The organism is Legionella taurinensis, from assembly GCF_900452865.1.
Lineage (GTDB): Bacteria > Pseudomonadota > Gammaproteobacteria > Legionellales > Legionellaceae > Legionella_C > Legionella_C taurinensis.
Map to the genome: position 1 here is coordinate 2,880,148 of NZ_UGOZ01000001.1, position 19,481 is coordinate 2,899,628.

A 19,481-nucleotide genomic window follows, 5' to 3' on the forward strand; every position below is an offset into this window, starting at 1 on the left:
GTCCATTATGGCCATTAAGTTCACAAAAATGCACGGTCTTGGCAATGATTTCATGGTCATTGACGCCATTCATCAGACACCGGATTTACGCCCCCAAACAATCGCCCGCCTGGCCGCGCGTCATACCGGCATCGGCTTTGATCAATGCCTTATTGTTGAAAAAAGCACGAGCCCGGATACTGATTTTTTTTATCGCATTTTTAACGCTGACGGCCATGAGGTCGGGCAATGCGGGAATGGCGCCCGCTGTCTGGCGCGTTTTCTTCATCATTATGGTTTAACCGACAAGAAACGCATCACAGTGGCCACGCCCACAACCCGCATGGCACTTCTCCTCAATGACGATAAGACCGTCACGGTCGACATGGGTAAGCCCCGGCTTAATCCAGCAGAAATCCCGATGTTTGCCGTGGAAAAATCACCGCATTACCCGATCCCGCTGCTGGATGGGACTCACCTGCCGGTGCACGCCGTCAACGTCGGCAATCCCCACGCGGTTCTGGTGGTGGATGAGGTAGCCAACAGCCCGGTCGCTACCCTGGGGAAGGAAATTTGTGAGCATCGTTTATTCCCTGAACAGGTGAATGTCGGTTTTATGGAAATTGTTAATCCCGGACAAATCCGGCTGCGGGTCTATGAACGCGGGTGTGGAGAAACCAGTGCCTGCGGCAGCGGCGCAGTCGCGGCTGTTGCCGCAGGACGTCTTTTCCATCGGCTTGAACCCACGGTGAAAGTGAGCCTGCAAGGCGGTGAGTTAACCGTGGATTGGCCTGATATGAATAGCCCCATACAGCTGACTGGCCCGGCCGTTTTCGTGTATGAAGGAGTTTTGTTATGCGCATAGTGATTCTTGGCGCCGGTCAGGTTGGCGGTACGCTGGCACGTAATTTAACGCGCGAAAACAATGACATTACCGTGGTGGACCTGGACGAGGAACGTCTGCGGGAATTGCATCACCGCCTGGATATTCAGACGGTGCAGGGTTCCGCCGCACACCCCAATATTCTGATTGCTGCCGGCATTGAGCAGGCGGATATGCTGATTGCGGTGACCAACAGCGATGAAATCAACATGATGGGTTGCCAGATTGCCTACAGCCTGTTTCGCACGCCCACAAAAATTGCCCGCATCCGCTCGCAATACTATTTTGATTACCCCCAGCTGTTCTGCAACGACCATGTGCCGGTGGATGTGTGCATCAGCCCCGAAAAACTGGTCACAGAACACATTGAGAACCTCATTGATTACCCTGGCGCCACCCAGGTGCTTGATTTTGCAGACGGCCGCCTGTTATTGATTACCATCAAGCCCAAACCCGGCGGGGTGATGGTCGGCAAAACCATACAGCAGCTTTATCGACATCTGGAACTTATCGATGTCCGGGTGGTGGCGATTTTCCGCGACAAGGAAACCTTGATGCCGGAGGAAAATTGCGAGATCAAAAGTGATGATGACGTCTTGTTCATCGCGCCCCCGCAGGCCATTCAACAGGTTTTGATTGCCCTGGGCCGTTATACCCATCCGAACCGCCGCATTATTATTGCCGGTGGCGGCCATATCGGTACGAAACTCGCACAAACGCTTGAAGACCGCTACCGCATCAAAGTCATTGACCATAACATGACACGCGCCATGGATCTTGCCGGACAACTGAACAAGGGCACCGTTTTGCAGGGGGATATCGCCGACCGCGATCTGCTGCTGAATGAAAACATTGAATTTACTGATGTGTTTTGTGCCGTAACCAATGACGATGAAGCCAACATCATGTCCTGTCTTCAAGCTAAACGATTGGGGGCTCGCCATACCATGGCTCTGGTTAATCGCAACGCGTATGTCGAGTTGATCGAAGACAGCAGCATCGATCATGCCATTTCCCCGCAATTAATTACCATTGGCAGCATTCTGACTAAATTGCGGCGGGGAAATATGATCAAGGTTCACCGCCTGAACAATGGCGAACAGGAAGCCATTGAATTGGTTATCCATGGCGACCAGCAGACCTCGAAAGTCATTGGCCGGAAACTCAACGAAATCGATCTGCCGCAGGGTTGCTCTGTGATGGCGGTGATTCGGGAAGATAAAATCCTGATGAGTGATCCCCAGTTGACGCTTGAGGCCGGCGATCACCTGGTGATTTTATTATTAAAAAAACGTTACCTTCGCCAGGTCGAATCGCTGTTTCAAGTCAGCTTAACCTTTATGAGTTAAACGGGATTAGATCTCACCATGCAAATTAAAACCATACTGCGCCTGATCGGTTTATTGTTAATGATGTTCAGCTTCAGCATGGTGACACCCCTGCTGATTAACGTCATCTTTCATGAAGATTTCTGGAAGCCCTTTGTGACCGCCTTTGCCTGTACTTTTTTTACCGGGGCTTTACTCTCTTTTTTATTTAATGGGCAGCAGACCGAGCTTAAAATACGCGACGGCTTCCTGATTGTCGCCCTGTTCTGGGTCGTGCTTTGTTCATTTGCCTCCCTGCCCTTTATTTTTGCCATCAGCCATCACGATCACAGCATCACCGATGCGATTTTTGAATCGGTTTCAGGATTTACCACCACAGGCGCCAGCATCATTCCCCAGTTGGAAACGCTACCGCATGCCCTTTTGTTTTACCGTCAACAATTGCAGTTTTTGGGGGGCATGGGTATTGTGGTTCTGGCTGTGGCCATTCTTCCCATGCTGGGCGTCGGAGGCATGCAGCTGTACCGTGCCGAAACACCAGGCCCGATGAAGGACAGCAAATTAACACCGCGCATTGCCCAGACTGCCAAAGCATTGTGGTCTATTTATGTTTTGTTGACACTCTTGTGCATGCTCTGCTACTGGCTCGCTGGCATGGATTGGTTTGATGCCCTGGGAGAAAGTTTTGCCACCGTGTCCACCGGCGGCTTCTCCATGCATGACACCAGTTTTGCTTATTATGAAAGTGATTTGATTGAACTCATCGCCTGCCTGTTTATGTTGCTCGGCGGCTCCAGTTTCGCCCTGCATTTTATGATCCTTAAAAAACGAAGCTTCAGGCATTACTGGGAAGACGAAGAGTTTCGCAGCTACATCGCGTTTTTAATCATTGTCATTGGTTTTGTGACCTGGAGCCTGGTGATCAACGGCTTCTTTGATGAAAAGCACCATGCCCTCATCAAAAGCACCTTTAATATTATCTCCATGGCCACCACCACGGGCTTTATTTCTGCCCCATTCAGCACCTGGCCTACCTACGTGCCTGTCTTAATCATGCTGGCTGCCCTGATTGGCGGTTGTGCCGCATCCACCAGCGGCGGCATTAAAGTGATTCGTGCGCTGCTTATTTATAAACAAAGCCGGCGCGAGATGTACCATCTGCTCCATCCCAACGCCATCATCCCCATTAAATTCGGTAAACAGATTTTGCCGGAATCCATTCTGCAATCGATGTGGGGTTTTATTTCTGTCTTTTTAGGCTTGTTTATTTTCCTGATGCTGCTGTTTATGGCCCTGGGGAATGACTTCATAACATCGTTTTCCTCCATAATTGCCAGCATGGCGAATGCCGGCGCCGGCTTAGGCACGGTCAGCCAAAATTTTGCAGGCTTAACCCGCGCCAGCAAATGGGTTCTGATTTTTGCCATGATTGCGGGCCGACTTGAAATCTTTTCCCTGCTTATTATTTTTTCCCGCCAATTCTGGCAAAAATAACCGCGTGATTTTATTCATTAACATGACAGATTGATTTTTTTTTTGAAGGCGTTATGCTGATGCTACTTGTCAAGGATTGAGTCCGGGACGCTCTTTCATCGTTTCCGCAGCTCAAGGCACAGGAGGCCACGTCCATGGGCGAACAATTTCTTAGCGTTTTTCTGTCAAAAAAAACCATCAGTGAATTACGCCAGCTTCTGCTCATCGAAAAGCCTTCTGTTCACGATCTAACGCAACTCATTGCCCGGCTTGACAAAGCACAGGCCTACGAACATCTACGTCTATTGCTGGTTTTAGTCAGGGAGCAGATCCAGGAGGAGAGCGAGCAAAAGCAATTGCTGAACAGCTTAAATTCCATTTTACTGGCCCATGCCTGTCAACACAATGACAGCGAGGACATGATGAGCCGGCTCACTGAGCTAAAACCGTTGGCATCCCCTGACGATGCGCTGTGGTCAATGGTAATGGAGGAGCTGTTGCAATGGATTAAACAATCACGCCCGGCTGAAGAAATCAACGGGGTATTAAGCCGCCTTCCGCCCCCTGTTTGTGAAAAATTCTACCAACGCCTACTTGAAACAGCGTCAGGTAAAGAGCACTGGGTTCCGTCCTTCATTCAGTTTGTTTTGTCTTCTGCTGAGGACCATAATAAAAGCCAGCACCTCGAACTGTTAGCCCGCTGTCTGATTCTATCCCCTCTGCCGTGCACCACCGAGGATTTAAAATCACTAAGCCTGTTATTAAGTACCCCGCAACTGATTGACGTGACCTTTCATTTGCGCGCGCTGGCGTCCACTTATACCAGTAAAGACACCCCCAGCCATTCATCGCCGCTTAAGCACCTTTATTTAAGCCATTACGAAGAATTGCTGATGTGCCTGACCATTCGGGCGACCGCGTCGGAATCGGAGTATCAGCAATTAACAGAGAACAATGCGGAACTGGCTAATTTACTGATGTCCAAGCGGTTAAAATTGCTCGACTCCGTGGAAGAGCAACGGAGCCTGGTTTTTAAATTGCTGAAAAACTGTGCCCATTTCAACTGGCAGGATAAGCCGTTTCACGCCTTTATCCTCGGGCAGATTGTCGATGTGCTGCAAGCCCTGTCAAAAGAACAGGCCGCCCTCGCGTTTAGCCACTACTTCAATTACCATCACGACCGAAATTATTATGACGTCATTCGCCTTCTTGATGCCCTTTTTGAAAGAAAACCCGATGACGAGCTTATTCTCCACTGCCTGAAGCAGCATAATGATGCGGATAACTTCTTTATCATTAATTATTTGACCGCCAGCCGTACACGTGACAATAAACTGCTTCGCGGCTGCCTGGACATGCTCGACATCAGCCAGTTGCTTAATTTTTGCGGGCCGCTTGCGGCTTTGGCGCACCTCTATCGTCACGAACAGCCTTATTACCTGAAAATCTATTGCGACATCGTGATCCGGAAAATCACGCTGGCGAATAAGGTAAAAAACAGCTTCCCTGAACTGGTGGCCGCCATTCCTGATCAGGCCTGGGATGAAATGGTCGATTTGGTCTTTAATCAGTTAAAAGGGCAACCTCAAGTACAATATGAATGGCTGATGGCCCTGCTGGGCAGTTGTGTCAATAAGACCAAATTAATGCCTTATTGCCGCCTGCTGCTCAATCAGGGCATTTACGCCAATCAAAAGCAGGACATTTTAAAACAATTGTCCTGCAAGGAATTATTTGATTTCTACCTGTATCTGGTCCGAAATCAGGCGGGGGAAGAAGAATTTACCTGCTTTGTCGAACTGTTTAAGGAAACTGACCGAGAAACAGTATTGCTTTACATTCTTTCCAATACGCCGCTTATCAGTCGCACCTTCCTTGGCAAGCTGCTGGATTGCATTGAAATTAAAAACATCATTTATCTTGTGGAGTCACTGGTTGATTTAGCTCAAACGAATGCCGAATACAAGGCCACGCTGGAGCAGGTGCTGCTTCATTTCTGCAACAGGCTGCAGCTCACCTATGACGGTAACGCGCCGGTACATCACTGGACCGATTGTACAAACAATGCCCTTATTGCTGAACAGTTACTGTTGAGTCCCGTCTGTTTTCTTTCACTTTGCTCGCGCTCGTCTTACCTGCAAAATTTCACACCGTCCCTATTGCAGGGGATTGTTTGCCAGAATGTAGCGACTGATCTTAAATTACGAATAACCCGTGTGCTGGATATCGCGAGACTCAATGAAGCCTCAGCGGATACGATAGCGCTCAATTTACTCAGTCAGTTTCGCGAGTCTCCTGCTGTCCTGCATGAACTGTTTAGCCATTTATCATTCATTGAAAGCAGTTTAAGCGAAGAAGGTAAAAAAAATTATAACCACCTAAAGGCCAGTTGCTGGGCGTTGTTAAAACCCAAAGAACAGGAGAAAGCGGTCGATGACGACAGTTCTATCAAGACACTGCTCACGTCTCAATTGACCGCCCCTCATCGTTTTGACGGCGTATTGACCACCCTGGCTAACAACCTTGCCCAAAACAAGGACGTGCATTTAAGCGCATTGTACCTTACCCAGATTGAGCCTAAGAATTTTGATCAAATCAAACCCGACGTGATGGTCTCGGTTTTGCTCCATTCCATGGATGACCGGACGCAGGAAAACTGGAAAAAGACCGCCCAGTATTTACTGACTCAATCGCCGGAGAATGCGGTTGCTTTTTTGAAACGCCTGATCAGTGAATTAAAAAAAATCAAAAATAACCCTTTACTGGTGAATCAGTGTTTCCAGTTTGTCAGTCAGTTGCCTCCGTTTGCCACCCTTCTGCCTTTATTCGATGACGAGCTCTTGCAGTGGCTGGTTAGGGAAAGCAGTGAGGACTACCTGAAAAACAATTTCTGCGCGTGGCTGAAAACGTTGGCTGACAAGGGGGGTCTTCAAGACATTGCCCTGGGGCCTTTAATTTCCCTGTTGCCAGCCGATTCGCAATGGCTCAATGGCGTATTGCAGCAACAATGCTTAAGTCCCTACCTGCCCGCCATTTTTATCGAATTGACCCGCCATGAGCGGTGTGAAGTGCATTGCATCTGCCTCTATCAACAGATTAATAAACTGGGTGCGGCTGAAAAACGCAAAGCCATCGACGCCATGCAACAGCACCTGGGGAAAACAGGACACAGACTCTCCATTGCCGCGCCCGTATTAACCATGCTCATCCTTGATTTAACCGACATCCAGTTTCACAATTTAAGTGACAAGGCCCTCATTCTTCAGCAACTGAAGCTCTTTCAACAATGGATGAGTAATCGGGATGAAAACCCTTATTTCATGAAGGAGCTTGAAAGTCAGCTGTTTAATCTCATCAATTTTCTTAACGAACGCGATATCCAGTGGCCCCGATTAATTTTAAGCGACAAGGCCTTTGCCTCGCTGGCTTTATCCTGCCTTTTCAGCGCGGAGGCCAAAACCATTGATCGTCACCCGTTCACGACCCTGTTGTTGAATCACATCACCGTGTCGCTTCATCCTGCCCTGACCAAAGACCGGATTTTTCAAAATTACATTAAACAATTGCTGCTTAATCCACCGGCGCTGCTGCAAGAGGATCAATTCACCCTGCTCTTTGATAAGCTGGACGCCGAAGAAGGCAGGCAACTTGCCTTGGAACTGCTTAAGCGACCCGCGCTTGAAGACGTGCAATGGTCTGCCTTGTTGACCTTGTCCCGTGCATTAACGGTGAATGAATTATTTGATATTTATGAAAAAAGTAAAACCCGCTTTGTGTTTGTGGATTTGATCGTCCGTCATCCGCAGGGGATTGGCCAACTGAATAGAATGCAAAAAAAGTCGCTATTGGACAATCTGGACTCCGGAAAACAGTTGTTACGGATTTTAGACAGCCAGACCGGCGTGGACAGTAAATTTGCCTTCGTTGCCGCCCTCTTTGACTACTTAGCCAGTACCAATACGTCACTGGAAGACTGGTTTGGCCGATTGAATATTGACGGCCAGACCTTAGCCGCGCTGGCCAATTACACCTCTCATGAGGCGCATCAAACGCAATTACGGCAGATGATTGAGCGAAATTCGTATCGTCTCCATGAAATCAGGCATTACCTTAATCATCCAACACTCGATATGCCGCTTAATCACGAAGGTCTCCTGCATCAATTTGTCAAAACCCTCTGGCTTAATCCTGAGCAGGGTCACTCATGCCATCCCGCGCTCCTTAAAAGCCTCGATCTTAAGACGTTGAAAACCACGTTAAAAATTCAATCCTTATTCCTGTCGCACTTAAACAGCCTGCAAACCTTTTTTGAACCCTTTGCCAACAGCCAGGAAGTGGCAGCCGAAACGCTGACTGCTGCGAGGTGGGTGCATCGTCTGCCGCTGCTCGGTGACGGCTTGCTTGAAATTATTCATTACTATCAGAGTTGTGATGATAAAAACATCACAATCGCCATTGAAGGGACCAAACTCTACACCAGTTTAATTAAGCCGCTGTCAGAAGGCTCTTCATTCCAGGGATTATTTGACACCCAGCTTAATGAGCTTCATGCCCTGTTAAATGACTATGTGAAGGTATTCCCCTCTGACCATTCACACCGAAAATGGATACAAAACCTCATTCATCGCTATGATTTCAGCCTGAAGAGTATGGAACATGCCGCATCAACCCAGGTGTACAATCTCTTTCTGCCCGGATGTAATCAGGGCAAAATGGTTAAAGGCAGTGTCGCTCGCCTGGATTCCAAAACCATTCATCATCTCGTCACCATCGAGCCCAAGCCGTTGCCCACGACCAGCATGCCCGCCTTGTTGACCATGAGTGCCAACCATCCCCTGTTGCTGAAAGATAAAGAAATGCAAGCCTGGCTTCTTGATTCTTTCCTTTTTTCCGCCGCAGGCCGCGCCCTTGATAGTCCCTTGCTCCATACCTTGCTCAGCGGCGTTGACCCTGCGGAATTGACCATCAAAATGCGCGAAATAAAGCAAAAAATGGACACGTATCAGGAGAGTTTCCTTTTCCTGCGGGAATTAAGAAAAGAAGTGAGTTTATCCGATCTGGTTACGTTATTATTAAAACAGAACCAATCCAGGCTAAGCCTCTTTTTGGAGGCCTGTGAGTTTGCCGAACTGCGTTACCTCACGCAGATTATTCTTCTGGTTCTGTACATGAAACGTCTTAGGCTTACACCGGACCAGATCAGCAGTTTACTGCCTTTGCCGTCAATCAATACCCACACGCTCGAATGGGTGCAGCAGGATCTGGTTAAAACAGAGGGGATGAAGTCCCTGCTGGTTGAACAACATCACTGCATCGAGCAGGAAGGGTTAAGGTATCGTGCCGATAGTAAAAACAGCGCCCGATTAAATGCGCTGGCAGTAGCCAACATACGCCAGACCAGTCCTCCCCATTTCTACACCACGCTCAACAGCTACCTCGCTGTCTTTGAAAAAAAATACGACGACGAAAGCCGGGTCGCGTTCATCAGGCTGCTGGAATCGCTCCTCAGTGAGGAAAAAAATCCTGCTGCGGTTTTATCCCATTTGAGTCCCAAACTGCTTGAATTGCTGACTCACTACGCACTGGATAACCAGGGTAAGCCGGTTTTCCTGCTGGAACACCTGGCACTTAGCGGTTATGGGCAAAAATGCCAGGCCCTGGCCAGGATCAAATTGCAACAGCTCTTGGCCAACAGCCTAGCGATTGAGCCCGTGCCAGGCACACTGGATGAGTTGTCTCTGGAGCAATGGTGTCAACTTCCCGAATCCGATCTTGACACCCTGCTGCGCGTTCAACACCTCCTGTACCTCATTGAACCAGCCGCCGAGTTAATCCCCTGGCGCAAACACCACCTGGACATAAACCCGCGTGTACGGGCCTCCTTTAGCGCGGACGCAAGCCTGTTTAAGCTGTTTACACGGCTGGAGCAGGACGCCCGGCGATTGCAGGCCAATGAGCAGTTACCACTTAAAGCTCGCGACAATTTACGCGCTGCCTTTGCTTTTTTAAAGCGGGAAAACAAAAGCCTGGCCTATCTGTCGATGGACAATTATCCGCAAAAAAGCCAATTCGCTGAACCAGTGATTAATCAGCATTATTATGGATTATTTGCATTTATAGGTGAAAGCCCGGAGTCGCTCGTGGATGGCTTCATCGAATGGTTAGCCGCCCTGCCCCCCGCAACGCTTGATAAGCAGCAGTCATTAAACGAATTATTGCAGGACATCAGCAACAAGCACTTGGTGAACGAGCTCGCGGCGCGTCTGACGAATAAGACACTTCACCCCACGCAGGCCACGTGGATTTACACTCAACTCAAATCCTTTGCCATCCCCCGCGAACAACGCATTGAGTTGGCCGCTACGGCCTTTGACTGGTCCTGGCTTCAAGAAGAAATCAGCACGTCGTCGATGCCCGACGCCTTAAACCTGCTCAAAGCAGCCATGGCAAATGCCCGTCATCAAGAGGCTATTCTTGCCACGACAAAGAGTCAGCAGGCCTTTTTAAAATTGCTTGCGGCTTTAAAATTTCCAGCCAATGAACTGGTTCCACTGCTAAAAAGCACCCGTCCCGCCTTGCGTTCCCTGATGGCCATTCACCTGCTAAGCCGGACAGATTACCTTGATAAACTAAGTGGCGAATCACTCCTTTTGTCATTAAACAATCTGCCGGCCATGCTCCTGCCCCGGCGTCTGCAGAGCCTGACTCAGGCCATAGAAAAGAACATGCTGACACAGGACCTGCTGCAGGATCTGACCGAGGAGTCAGCCGCCAGTTTATTTTGCTCCCCTTTGCATTTCAATGGTTTCTCGGAAGCAACGGTGACCTTGCTGCTGAAACGTTTACCCACTCAAGCCCGCGACAATCTCATCCGCTACTGGTTAAATCAGTACGCTAACCTGCCATGCTCAGCGGGTCCCTTGATTGCCTTGGCCAATGCATGGAATAAGCAGGTACTGACGACCCTTGGCGAAATGGACCCCGGCAAACGGCGTCCCCTGCTGATGACGCTGATTGAGAAACATCATCTGTTATCAGACGGCAGCAAATTAAATGGCCTGGTCAGTTATTGTGACGAAACGCATTTGGCCTATGCCTTGCAACTGTACCTTCACGGACGTCAGGACATGCAGTCCTTGATTGATCTGATTAAAAATGCCCTAGCCACGATGGATGTGCAGAAATTATCCTCGCCGACACTGCAACTGTTGATTCGAGTGACGGAAGACAGTCATTTTGCGGATTTGCAGGCGCGTTTAAGTTCCGCGACCAGTGATTATCTGCGCGAGAACGCCCTCCAAGGCAACTGCAGCTTCTTTTACGATGACGGCATGTTGTCGATCCAGCGCTTGCGCAAGCCATTACTCGATGAAAACGCGGAAAAAGAGAAAACGTCCCGTGGGTTCCTGGGCTTCTTATTCAAACCCGCGAACAAGGAGCCGGCAGAATCCCTGTCACGGGATGAACCGGTTGTATTTAATGACATGAAGGAAGAGTTCAATTCCATTCTTTCCATTCATTATTTTTTAATTCATTACCGCAATAATGACGAAGACCTAAAACAGTTGATGACCCATTATCTTCACTACTGCAGCCAGGAAAAACAGGTTCATCATCTCCATGCAATCGCCTGGTTAATTAATCAAACCGGCCTTAAAGCCTCCCTACGCAAAATTCTATTTGAAAGTTTCTGGAAATACCCCCAGGTTATGGATGGCAAAATCGCCTCCTGCCTCCTGCGCTACGATGGTATCAAAGTACTCAAACGCCTGGGACTGCAAAAAAAATACCCGGAATTATCCCACCTGTGCAGTCAGAGTTTGCCTTATCTCGACCCTTATTCAGACACCGCCTCCATGGTACGTCTGGCCCAGCAGGAAGCTGATTTTGAACAGGCTTTAAGCACGACATCCTCTTTTTTACGGGAATGGCGCATCTGGTTCAAACGCTGCCTTTTTTATGGTTTCAGCGGCTGGTTTGTTCCTAAAAAACCGCAATTTGTTACACCGTTTGATGACGATCCCAGTCGTCTGGAACTGGTGTTTCCAGACTTGTCCGGCGATAAAAAAGAACCGTCCAAAACCCATATCAAATCGTTGGCTGAACAGCTTCGTCAACTCGACAGTGACGCGTCTCTGGACGCGTTGACGGAATTGAAACAGGCCCTTGAGGTTTATGATTGGCAGGCTCAGAAACCGGATGAATTACTGGTGCGTGAACAAACGGATCGCGTGTTCAGTGAATTGCTTCTGCGGGCTAAACGGCTTGAGTTTTCTCCCTGGCTCTCGCACAACATGGATCCTTTTATTAAAAACCGCAAAAGACTGCTTGCCATTTACAGCCAGAGTGGCGATGAAAAAGCCTTGCGTCGCTTGTTAAAAAAAGCGACAGACGAATTGCCTTTATTTAAAAGCCTGGCGGATGAATGGTTTACGTCGGCAGAGCCGCCGTTGCCGGAATCAAGCCACCTCGTACCGACGGATAACAAACCAGCCGATCCTGGCCTTGTCGGTCAACTCATTACCGCCACGGTCAATGCCGTTGTTTCTTTACCCGGTTTGCCGAAATTATTATTCTGGGGGTCGGAGAAGCCGCTTAAGTCGGAGATGGAGTGCAACCCACCCAGCCAAACCCCGCTGTCCTCCACCTGAGAGGAAAAGGCATTATTTCACCAACAGAGCAATTAATAACCCAAAATGTTTATTTATTCCCAATGTTGGAATATAATCACCCACTTTGGTATTTTTACCATTTCTTTCTGGATAAAAAACAAGATCTTACGGAGTTAATGATGAGTCGATTTAAATTATTGGTATTGTTTCTTCTGTTTTCTTCAATGGCTGTTGCCATGCCTGAGCATCATGAGAAATTAAAAGGCACAGGCCTGCTGGCCAGTCAGGTTGTTGAAGGAAGCGCGTCGCTTTTCACCAACAAGGAAATCAGGGTTACTGCTGTAAAAAAATCAGGCAGCACCACGTACATTACCTTGAAGACCATGGATCAACAATCAACCGCAACCCTGGCTATTCCAACACTGACGACGCACCAATTGCCTCTTGTCGCAGGACAGGTATTAAAAGTAACCAGTAATGCCGGAACCTATCTCCTTTATGCCGCAGGCCAATTGGTTGCCGTTCTTCCTCATGAATTTAATAAAACCCTTACCTTAAAAGCCTACGCCTGATAATCAACCCGGCGCTTGCCGGGTTTTTTTTGCCATTCCATTTTGCTTTTTCAGAAATTCTTAACTATTTTTAATGACACTGAGACAATTAGCACGCCTCAGTACAAAAAATAAACAAGGAGAATGAAATGAATAAGGATATCTTTCAAGGCCGTTGGGAAGAAGTCAAAGGCAAAATGAAACAAGCCTGGGGGAAACTGACTGACGACGATTTACAGGCTATCGAAGGCGACCAACAGGAAATTTACGGCAAACTGCAACAACGTTATGGTTATAACCGTGAGCAGGCAGAGAAAGCCATTAAAGACTTCCAAAACCGTTATCATTAATTTACTTAGTACAAGGAGAGTTACTATGAAAATCACTTCTTTCGTATTTGCTGGCGTCATGCTGGCAGCCACCAGCCTTTATGCAGCCAATACCGACATGACGTCCAAATGGGTTTGCACAACCAATGCCAGCAGCAGCGACGTTGAGTCAGATAAAGCAGCCGACAAACAAATGGCCGACACCGCTCGTTCTGCGGATGAAGCCTTTAATTTTGCCGGCCAACATTGCCGTGACTGCACAAAAATCACCTGTGAAGTCAAAGAGTAAGCGGCCTGCCTTCCATCCTCAAGCAGGATGGAAGCACTTCACCTGCCGTTTTTCCCTGTGAAGAAGACCTGAAGTATAAAGCCCTGCCGCTAAGCCATTCAAATCGAACTTTGCTTAAACTTAACAAAATAGATTTTGCGAAACACCCTTGCATGGCATAAGGTTATGTTAGTGGTAGTTGTTCCTGCTCGGCTAACAAGACATCGCCAGGAGGTCTGATTCGACCCGCCGTGTGCCAGCTTACCGTGAGTAAGACGCCTAACGCGAGTCATGTGACATCCACTTTGTGACCAGAACTGCTGCAGGACAACTTTCCACACTTTTGGCATCCTGCCCCGCTATCGTTTATACTCTCTTTTTCGTTTGAATGATTTCACCATGACTGAACCCACTAAACCCTATCGTAAACTCTGGCGATCCAGACGCGAAAGACGAATTGCCGGCGTTTGTGGCGGACTTGCTGATTATTTTTCACTGGATCCCTTCTGGATAAGGGCAGCTTTTGTGCTGCTTTTTATCCTGGGCGGTTCATCCCTGCTTGTCTATGTCATTATGTGGTTGCTGATTCCACTCGAGCCTAAGGACTGGCGTTAATCGCTTGTCCATTATTGACCGGCTCTTTTAACTTCCAACGCTTATGAAACCACAACCATTGCTCAGGATGAGCCAGAATCATGCGTTCCAGGGCCTGGTTGTAAGCTAAGGTATTGCGGTAAATCGATTCCTGGGTAGAGCCGTAATCCTTCCATGCCAGCGGCTCAAAAAATTCGAGCACATGGCGGCCATCAGCCAGACGATGGGAAGCAGCGGGGACCACCGGTACCCCCGTATGCCGCGCAAAACTGGCCAGACTGCGGTAGGTCCCGGCTTTTTTACCAAAGAATTCTACCGCCACCCCATCCCGGTTTTCCACGTAAGCATGCTGATCAAGCACAAAAATGACGGCATGGTTTTTCTCCAGCGCATCACAGACCTGCTCTAAGGAATTTTTACTGGGGATAACATTTAAACCCGCACGGTAATAGCGGCTAAACATCATCCGCTCAATCCATTTATTGCCAAGCGTCTTGCGAATGAAGTGAAACTGACCCTGAAACCGTTTAAAATTCAACACGCCGCCAATGGGGGCAAATTCCCAACTGCCGAAATGGCCCGTTAAAACCAACACGCCTCGCTGGTTCGCCACGGCATTCAACATGTGCTCATGCCCACGCACTTCCACGCGCTCTTTAAGCGCTTTTTCACTCATAAAGCGCAACAACAAGGTTTCTTTCAGCGACGTGGCCAAGTGGCCATAAAAGGCTTTGGCCAGGTGTTTTTTTTGTTTCAGTGTTAATTGGTCGCCAAACACCTGGTTGATATTCCCCATGACGACACGACGTCGATAGGGCAGGCAATGGTAGATAAACCGACCGGCAAGCGTTAACTTCAGGGCGTCAATTTTTTCGGCTGCTTCATTCACAGGCTTTAATCACCACGCAGGCATTCATGCTGGCAAAGCCGCGGTTAATCAGCACCGCATGGCGGGCTTGCGGCAGAGTACGGGTTTGGCTGTCAATGTTTAAGTCGGCACATGCCTCGGAAATCGCGGTCAGATTGGCAATGCCTGGAACGCACTGCTGCCTGAGCGCCATGACAGTCAATACAGTATCCACCATGCCGGAAGCACAGATGGTATGGCCCATGGCCCACTTAAAGGCAGTCACTGGAATATCCTTTCCAAAGACCTGCCTAATGGCCTGCGCTTCACTGATGTCGGATTTTCTGTTGCCGTTACCGTGCGCGGCGACAAAATCAATGTGCTCTGCATCCACCCCGACATTGCTTAAGGTGGTGTGAAGGAGTTGCGCTAAATGCGCACCGTCTTCATTCACCGAAAACAGACCGGACGCTTCGGAGGCTGACAGACCGCCGGCAATTTCAGCATAGCAAGTCGCTGCCCGCGCCGCTGCACTGGCTTCACTTTCGAGGACCAGGGCTGCCGCCCCCTCAGCGAGGATGGTGCCATCATGTTCGCAATCAAACGGTTTTAAATGCCTGGCGCTGACTACGCCAAGCTTGTCATAGTAATACAACGCCTGAGGTTCTATACCCATATCGTAAGCAACCACAACAGCGCGTTCAGCCTGACCGCTTTGAATGGCATGGAACGCTTCCAGTAAAGCCTGGGTGCCACCCACAGCATGGTTGGTGACGTTGTGGTTAGGGCCTTTAAACCCGTAGGTTATGCCAGTATAGGCCAGCACATTATTGGGTAAAATACGCAGCAGCCACATGGGGTGGACTTCGTTAAATAATTGAGCGGCAAATTGTTGCATGTCGCCGCCGGTTTTAGCCAATAAAGGTAAGAAATCGTATTGCTGAAAATATTTATTCCCTGGAGAACCCACGTACACGCCGGTTTGTTCATCAAACGCTGTGGCTGAAGGGAGGGCGTCACGGTAGGCAATCATCTGACTGTGCTCCACCGCCTGCACGGCCGCATTAATCCCCATGACATCCTGGCGGGAAATGACTTTCATCAACTTGCGATCCGGCAGCATTTTCGCCGGCTGGAAGTGTTTAAGCTCTCCGCCCAGAGACGCAGGCCAACCGGCCAGATCCCACTGGGTAATTTTATCAATACCGCTTTGACCGGCAAGCACCGCATCCCAGGTGGCTGCGGCTGTGTCGCCAGAAGCCGTCAGGGCACTGTATCCGGTAATAAACACACGATTAGTCATGAGCTGCCCCTCCAAATTCCGGGTGCTTAAAGAGCAGGCTGCTGTTTGAGCCGCCAAATCCAAACGAATTGGATAATACCACACCAACCGCCTTTTCACGCGGTCCATCCACCACATAATCCAAATCACAGTCAGGATCAGGCGTCGTTAAATTGGCGGTTTTGGGGATATAGCCATGGTGGATGGACAAAACCGATAAGACGGCTTCCAGCGCACCTGCCGCCGCGATCAAATGACCGGTTTGGCTTTTTGTCGAACTGGCCGGCAAGGTACGGGCACGCTCTTTAAACACCGCCTTGATGGCATTGGTCTCGCTCAAATCATTCATTTTCGTCGAAGTTCCGTGGGCATTGATGTAATCCACATCGGAAGGCTGTACGCCGGCATCCTGCAGGGCCCGCTCAATGGCCTGGATAGCGCCATCGCCATTGGGGTGTGAATCGGTAATACGGTAGGAACTCAGGGAATTCCCCTCTCCTGCCAATTCCGCATAAATCCGTGCACCGCGTTTTTTAGCCTTCTGCCATTCCTCAAGGATCAGGAAGGCCGCTCCCTCGCCAAGAACAAATCCATTGCGGGTGGCATCAAACGGCCGGCTGGCTGTCGTCGGCGTGTCATTGTAAGTGGACAGTGCGCCCAACAGGCAAAAACTGGATAAGCCCAAGGGATTAATCATTGAATCAAACCCGCCGGCGAGGATGTAATCCGCCTCGCCGCGGCGAATCGCCTGCATCGCGAGGCCCAGGGCCTGACCACCGGAGGCACAGGCGGTGTGAACGGAGGTGGCATACCCTTCGATACCAAACTGTTGAATCAACAGGGATAAACCCGAATTGGACGTGGTTTGACCGAAATCGGCAAGGCGGTAGAAATCCCGGACGTTTTCCTCAAGCTGCTGCCAGTTAATCTCACCTTGTTCAGCGCAGGCGCGCTGAAAACGCTGCAGGTAGTCAAATTCAGCCGTCATCATGCCGCTGCCCGCCACAACGCCCCAACGGGCGGCGTTGTGCTTTTCGGGCAAAATGCCGGCATCATCGAAGGCCTGTTGGGCCGCATGCAGGGCATATTGCGTAAACGACATGGCAAAACGGCTGTGTTTTCCCAGAAGGGCTGCCTTTGGCGTAAAGGATTTCACTTCGGCGGCGATGGTCGTTGGGAACCCGCTGGCATCAAATTGTTTGATTTCAGCAATTCCGGATTTCCCAGCCATCAGATTGGACCAGGTCGCTGCCACATCGTTCCCCAGGGGGGAAACCACACCCAAACCGGTGATGGCTACACGTCGTTTACTCATAATCAATTACCTTCTGTGGTCATCACAACTTCTAAAACACAAACCCTCCGGCCATCCACTTCGCTGCGATAACTCAAGATCAATTGCTGCTCGTCCCGATGCTTGACTTTAAGGTAGCAGAGTAACCGGTCGCCAGGCTGAACAAAATCACTCATTTTAATTTTGCGCAACTCAACCACACGGTAAGTCACCGGAAAATCAGCCTGAGCAAGAAACTCTCGGGCAAGATTGAGCTTGCACTCCAGCAATACTGTCATGGGCAGCACCGGCTTTCTAGGAAAATGATCAGGGAAATAGGAGGCTGAACGGCTGATCAGTTTTTCAGCCACACATTCCACACCTGGCACAGAGGAAAGAATGCGGTCGAACCCCATGCAGGCTGTCAGCGTCACTGAACGGGCAGGGACCGCGCAAGGGTTGGCCTCTGAAGGTTGCCATTCCCCGGGCCGGTTAATTTCGGCAAACTGGGCGCGGACTTCGCCTTCGGAAATAAACAGGTCCATGGGCAGCAGAGGGCCTAAAGCCCCCTCAACGGTGAAGATGACTTCGCCATTGACGCTGGCTTTGCTGTGGTATTGTACGGAACTTTCATCCAGCCGCTCGATAAACGATTCAAGCAACAGGGTGTCGCCTACATAAGCCGGTTTAAGCGGGCGGGCACTGGCCACGACACCCGCGACCGGCCTTGCCGTAAACTGGTTCATGGCCATGACATTCCAGGCTGCCAGCTGGCCTAAGGTTTCACCGATGAGCGAGGAAGCAAGGCATAGCCTGCCTTCTTCATCCTGCACCAGGTAAGCATCATCACAGGTGACATGTTTTACACCGCGAACCCACTCGCCCGGGACAAGCTCAAGAATTCTGTCGACAAATAAAAAGCGCATCAGGCCACTGTTTCAGTTGTTTTCTGATCATTAACGGCAGCAACGACTAATTTGCAAAACGTTTCGACCGTAAACAACATGGGAATTTCATTGACCTTCAGGTTGGCTTTGAAATGCTCAGCCGGCACTTCGCTTAAATAATTTTTAAGCGCCTGCATGCCTTTGACTGTTAAAACACCGCCTTTTTCAAACTCGTCTTCAGCCAAATCGCCGCGGGCGTTTTTTTCCAACTGACCACGGGGAATTTTGATATTAAATTCTTTTTCGAGTTGGAAAACCAAATCGAGAAAATCAATGGATTCCGCCCCCAAATCAGCGATCAGACGGCTTTGTTTCGTCACGTCTTCTTCATCGATCACCAATACGTCTGCGATAATTTCCCTGACCTTGGGGTACACGCTGTCTACATTCATATTCTATCCTCAGAGCTCATCTAGTTAGAAAAACTCCAGAGTATATCATAATTTTTTCATTGACAGCTATGCCAAATTGCGTTTAACTAATTGCCCCGCAGTATGCGCCCGGTTCGTCCCTGCTGCACAACGGCCATATCCACATCCTCCTTGCCATTCAATAAGTTATCAATCTCCCTGAGTTTCTCACTTTTGGTGTAGCCTTTGCCAAAGCAGTCACCAAAAACATAACTGAAAAAGCGGTATTCAAACAGACGGTTTTCCAATTTAGCTTTATGGGCCCTTAGCTTCTCGATTTGTTGATTTGACAGCTGCGAACCCACATGAGGCAGAGACTGTTTCTCTTTTGATTGAATGCCAGAGAACAATGAACCTGGACCAATCGGGTCTTCAATCCGCTCCAGAGGTACCTTAGTCGATTTGGACGCCAGGCCTTCTCCTTGTGTCAGAATAAGCGAAACCTCACTAAAATTTTTGAGCATTACCAATTCAACGCCTATGTTGTCTTTGGTCTCCAGCGTGTAAACCCAACGATGTTCCTCCTCTGTCTTCTTGCTGATAGAACTAGGATGCCACCTCTGTGTGTTCCTTTGCCACTGTGCTATCTCGCCTTTATTGAGCTCAAGGCGATAATAATTATTAAGGGGATCCTTAAAATAATGATACATAACAAACTCCTTACAATTCAGACTAACAGTATACAAAACAAACATTAAGTCAAAA

At 49.1% G+C, this 19,481-nt stretch carries 14 protein-coding genes; 8 read left to right on the plus strand and 6 right to left on the minus strand.

Features of this window, described 5'->3' with window-relative positions:
- Positions 1-7 precede the first annotated feature (7 nt).
- From dapF to DYE45_RS13235, 8 genes are all read left to right on the plus strand, one after another.
- Entirely contained in the window at positions 8-844 is an 837-nt protein-coding gene (gene dapF, locus DYE45_RS13200) for a diaminopimelate epimerase (protein WP_108294429.1), read from the plus strand.
- Positions 835-2,211, plus strand: a complete 1,377-nt coding sequence (trkA, locus tag DYE45_RS13205; RefSeq protein ID WP_108294427.1) for a Trk system potassium transporter TrkA — start codon at positions 835-837, stop codon at positions 2,209-2,211. Before dapF ends, trkA begins: the two co-directional genes overlap by 10 nt.
- Before the next feature lie 18 nt (positions 2,212-2,229).
- Positions 2,230-3,684: a TrkH family potassium uptake protein gene (locus tag DYE45_RS13210; RefSeq protein ID WP_108294425.1), complete on the plus strand. Its 1,455-nt coding sequence runs from the start codon at positions 2,230-2,232 to the stop codon at positions 3,682-3,684.
- Between the two features lie 134 nt (positions 3,685-3,818).
- Complete coding sequence (locus DYE45_RS13215; RefSeq protein WP_115300993.1) at positions 3,819-12,314, plus strand: hypothetical protein; 8,496 nt, start codon at positions 3,819-3,821, stop codon at positions 12,312-12,314.
- A 140-nt stretch (positions 12,315-12,454) separates the two neighbouring features.
- Positions 12,455-12,847 (plus strand): hypothetical protein, encoded by a 393-nt coding sequence (locus DYE45_RS13220; protein WP_108294421.1) that lies wholly within the window; start codon positions 12,455-12,457, stop codon positions 12,845-12,847.
- A 128-nt stretch (positions 12,848-12,975) separates the two neighbouring features.
- The gene (locus DYE45_RS13225) at positions 12,976-13,176 is read left to right on the plus strand and encodes a CsbD family protein (protein WP_108294419.1); all 201 of its coding nucleotides are present in this window, start codon (positions 12,976-12,978) and stop codon (positions 13,174-13,176) included.
- A 25-nt stretch (positions 13,177-13,201) separates the two neighbouring features.
- Positions 13,202-13,444, plus strand: a complete 243-nt coding sequence (locus tag DYE45_RS13230) for a hypothetical protein (protein ID WP_108294417.1) — start codon at positions 13,202-13,204, stop codon at positions 13,442-13,444.
- Between the two features lie 378 nt (positions 13,445-13,822).
- The gene (locus DYE45_RS13235) at positions 13,823-14,038 is read left to right on the plus strand and encodes a PspC domain-containing protein (protein ID WP_108294415.1); all 216 of its coding nucleotides are present in this window, start codon (positions 13,823-13,825) and stop codon (positions 14,036-14,038) included.
- On the opposite strand, the gene DYE45_RS13240 is transcribed toward DYE45_RS13235, so the two are convergent.
- From DYE45_RS13240 to DYE45_RS13265, 6 genes are all read right to left on the minus strand, one after another.
- On the minus strand, positions 14,022-14,906 hold the full coding sequence (locus tag DYE45_RS13240; RefSeq protein WP_115300995.1) for a lysophospholipid acyltransferase family protein: 885 nt from the start codon (positions 14,904-14,906) through the stop codon (positions 14,022-14,024). The two genes, DYE45_RS13235 and DYE45_RS13240, sit on opposite strands and share 17 nt — an antisense overlap.
- Positions 14,899-16,167 (minus strand): beta-ketoacyl-[acyl-carrier-protein] synthase family protein, encoded by a 1,269-nt coding sequence (locus DYE45_RS13245; protein ID WP_108294411.1) that lies wholly within the window; start codon positions 16,165-16,167, stop codon positions 14,899-14,901. Before DYE45_RS13245 ends, DYE45_RS13240 begins: the two co-directional genes overlap by 8 nt.
- Complete coding sequence (locus tag DYE45_RS13250) at positions 16,160-17,461, minus strand: beta-ketoacyl-[acyl-carrier-protein] synthase family protein (RefSeq protein WP_108294409.1); 1,302 nt, start codon at positions 17,459-17,461, stop codon at positions 16,160-16,162. The genes DYE45_RS13245 and DYE45_RS13250 overlap by 8 nt, the downstream gene beginning before the upstream one ends.
- A 2-nt stretch (positions 17,462-17,463) precedes the next feature.
- Positions 17,464-18,345: a 3-hydroxyacyl-ACP dehydratase FabZ family protein gene (locus DYE45_RS13255; RefSeq protein WP_115300996.1), complete on the minus strand. Its 882-nt coding sequence runs from the start codon at positions 18,343-18,345 to the stop codon at positions 17,464-17,466.
- Positions 18,345-18,758 carry an acyl carrier protein gene (locus DYE45_RS13260; protein ID WP_058532451.1) on the minus strand — a complete coding sequence of 138 codons (414 nt, stop codon included), beginning with the start codon at positions 18,756-18,758 and terminating at the stop codon, positions 18,345-18,347. Before DYE45_RS13260 ends, DYE45_RS13255 begins: the two co-directional genes overlap by 1 nt.
- A gap of 86 nt (positions 18,759-18,844) precedes the next feature.
- Complete coding sequence (locus DYE45_RS13265) at positions 18,845-19,426, minus strand: hypothetical protein (RefSeq protein ID WP_115300997.1); 582 nt, start codon at positions 19,424-19,426, stop codon at positions 18,845-18,847.
- Between the last annotated feature and the right edge of the window lie 55 nt (positions 19,427-19,481).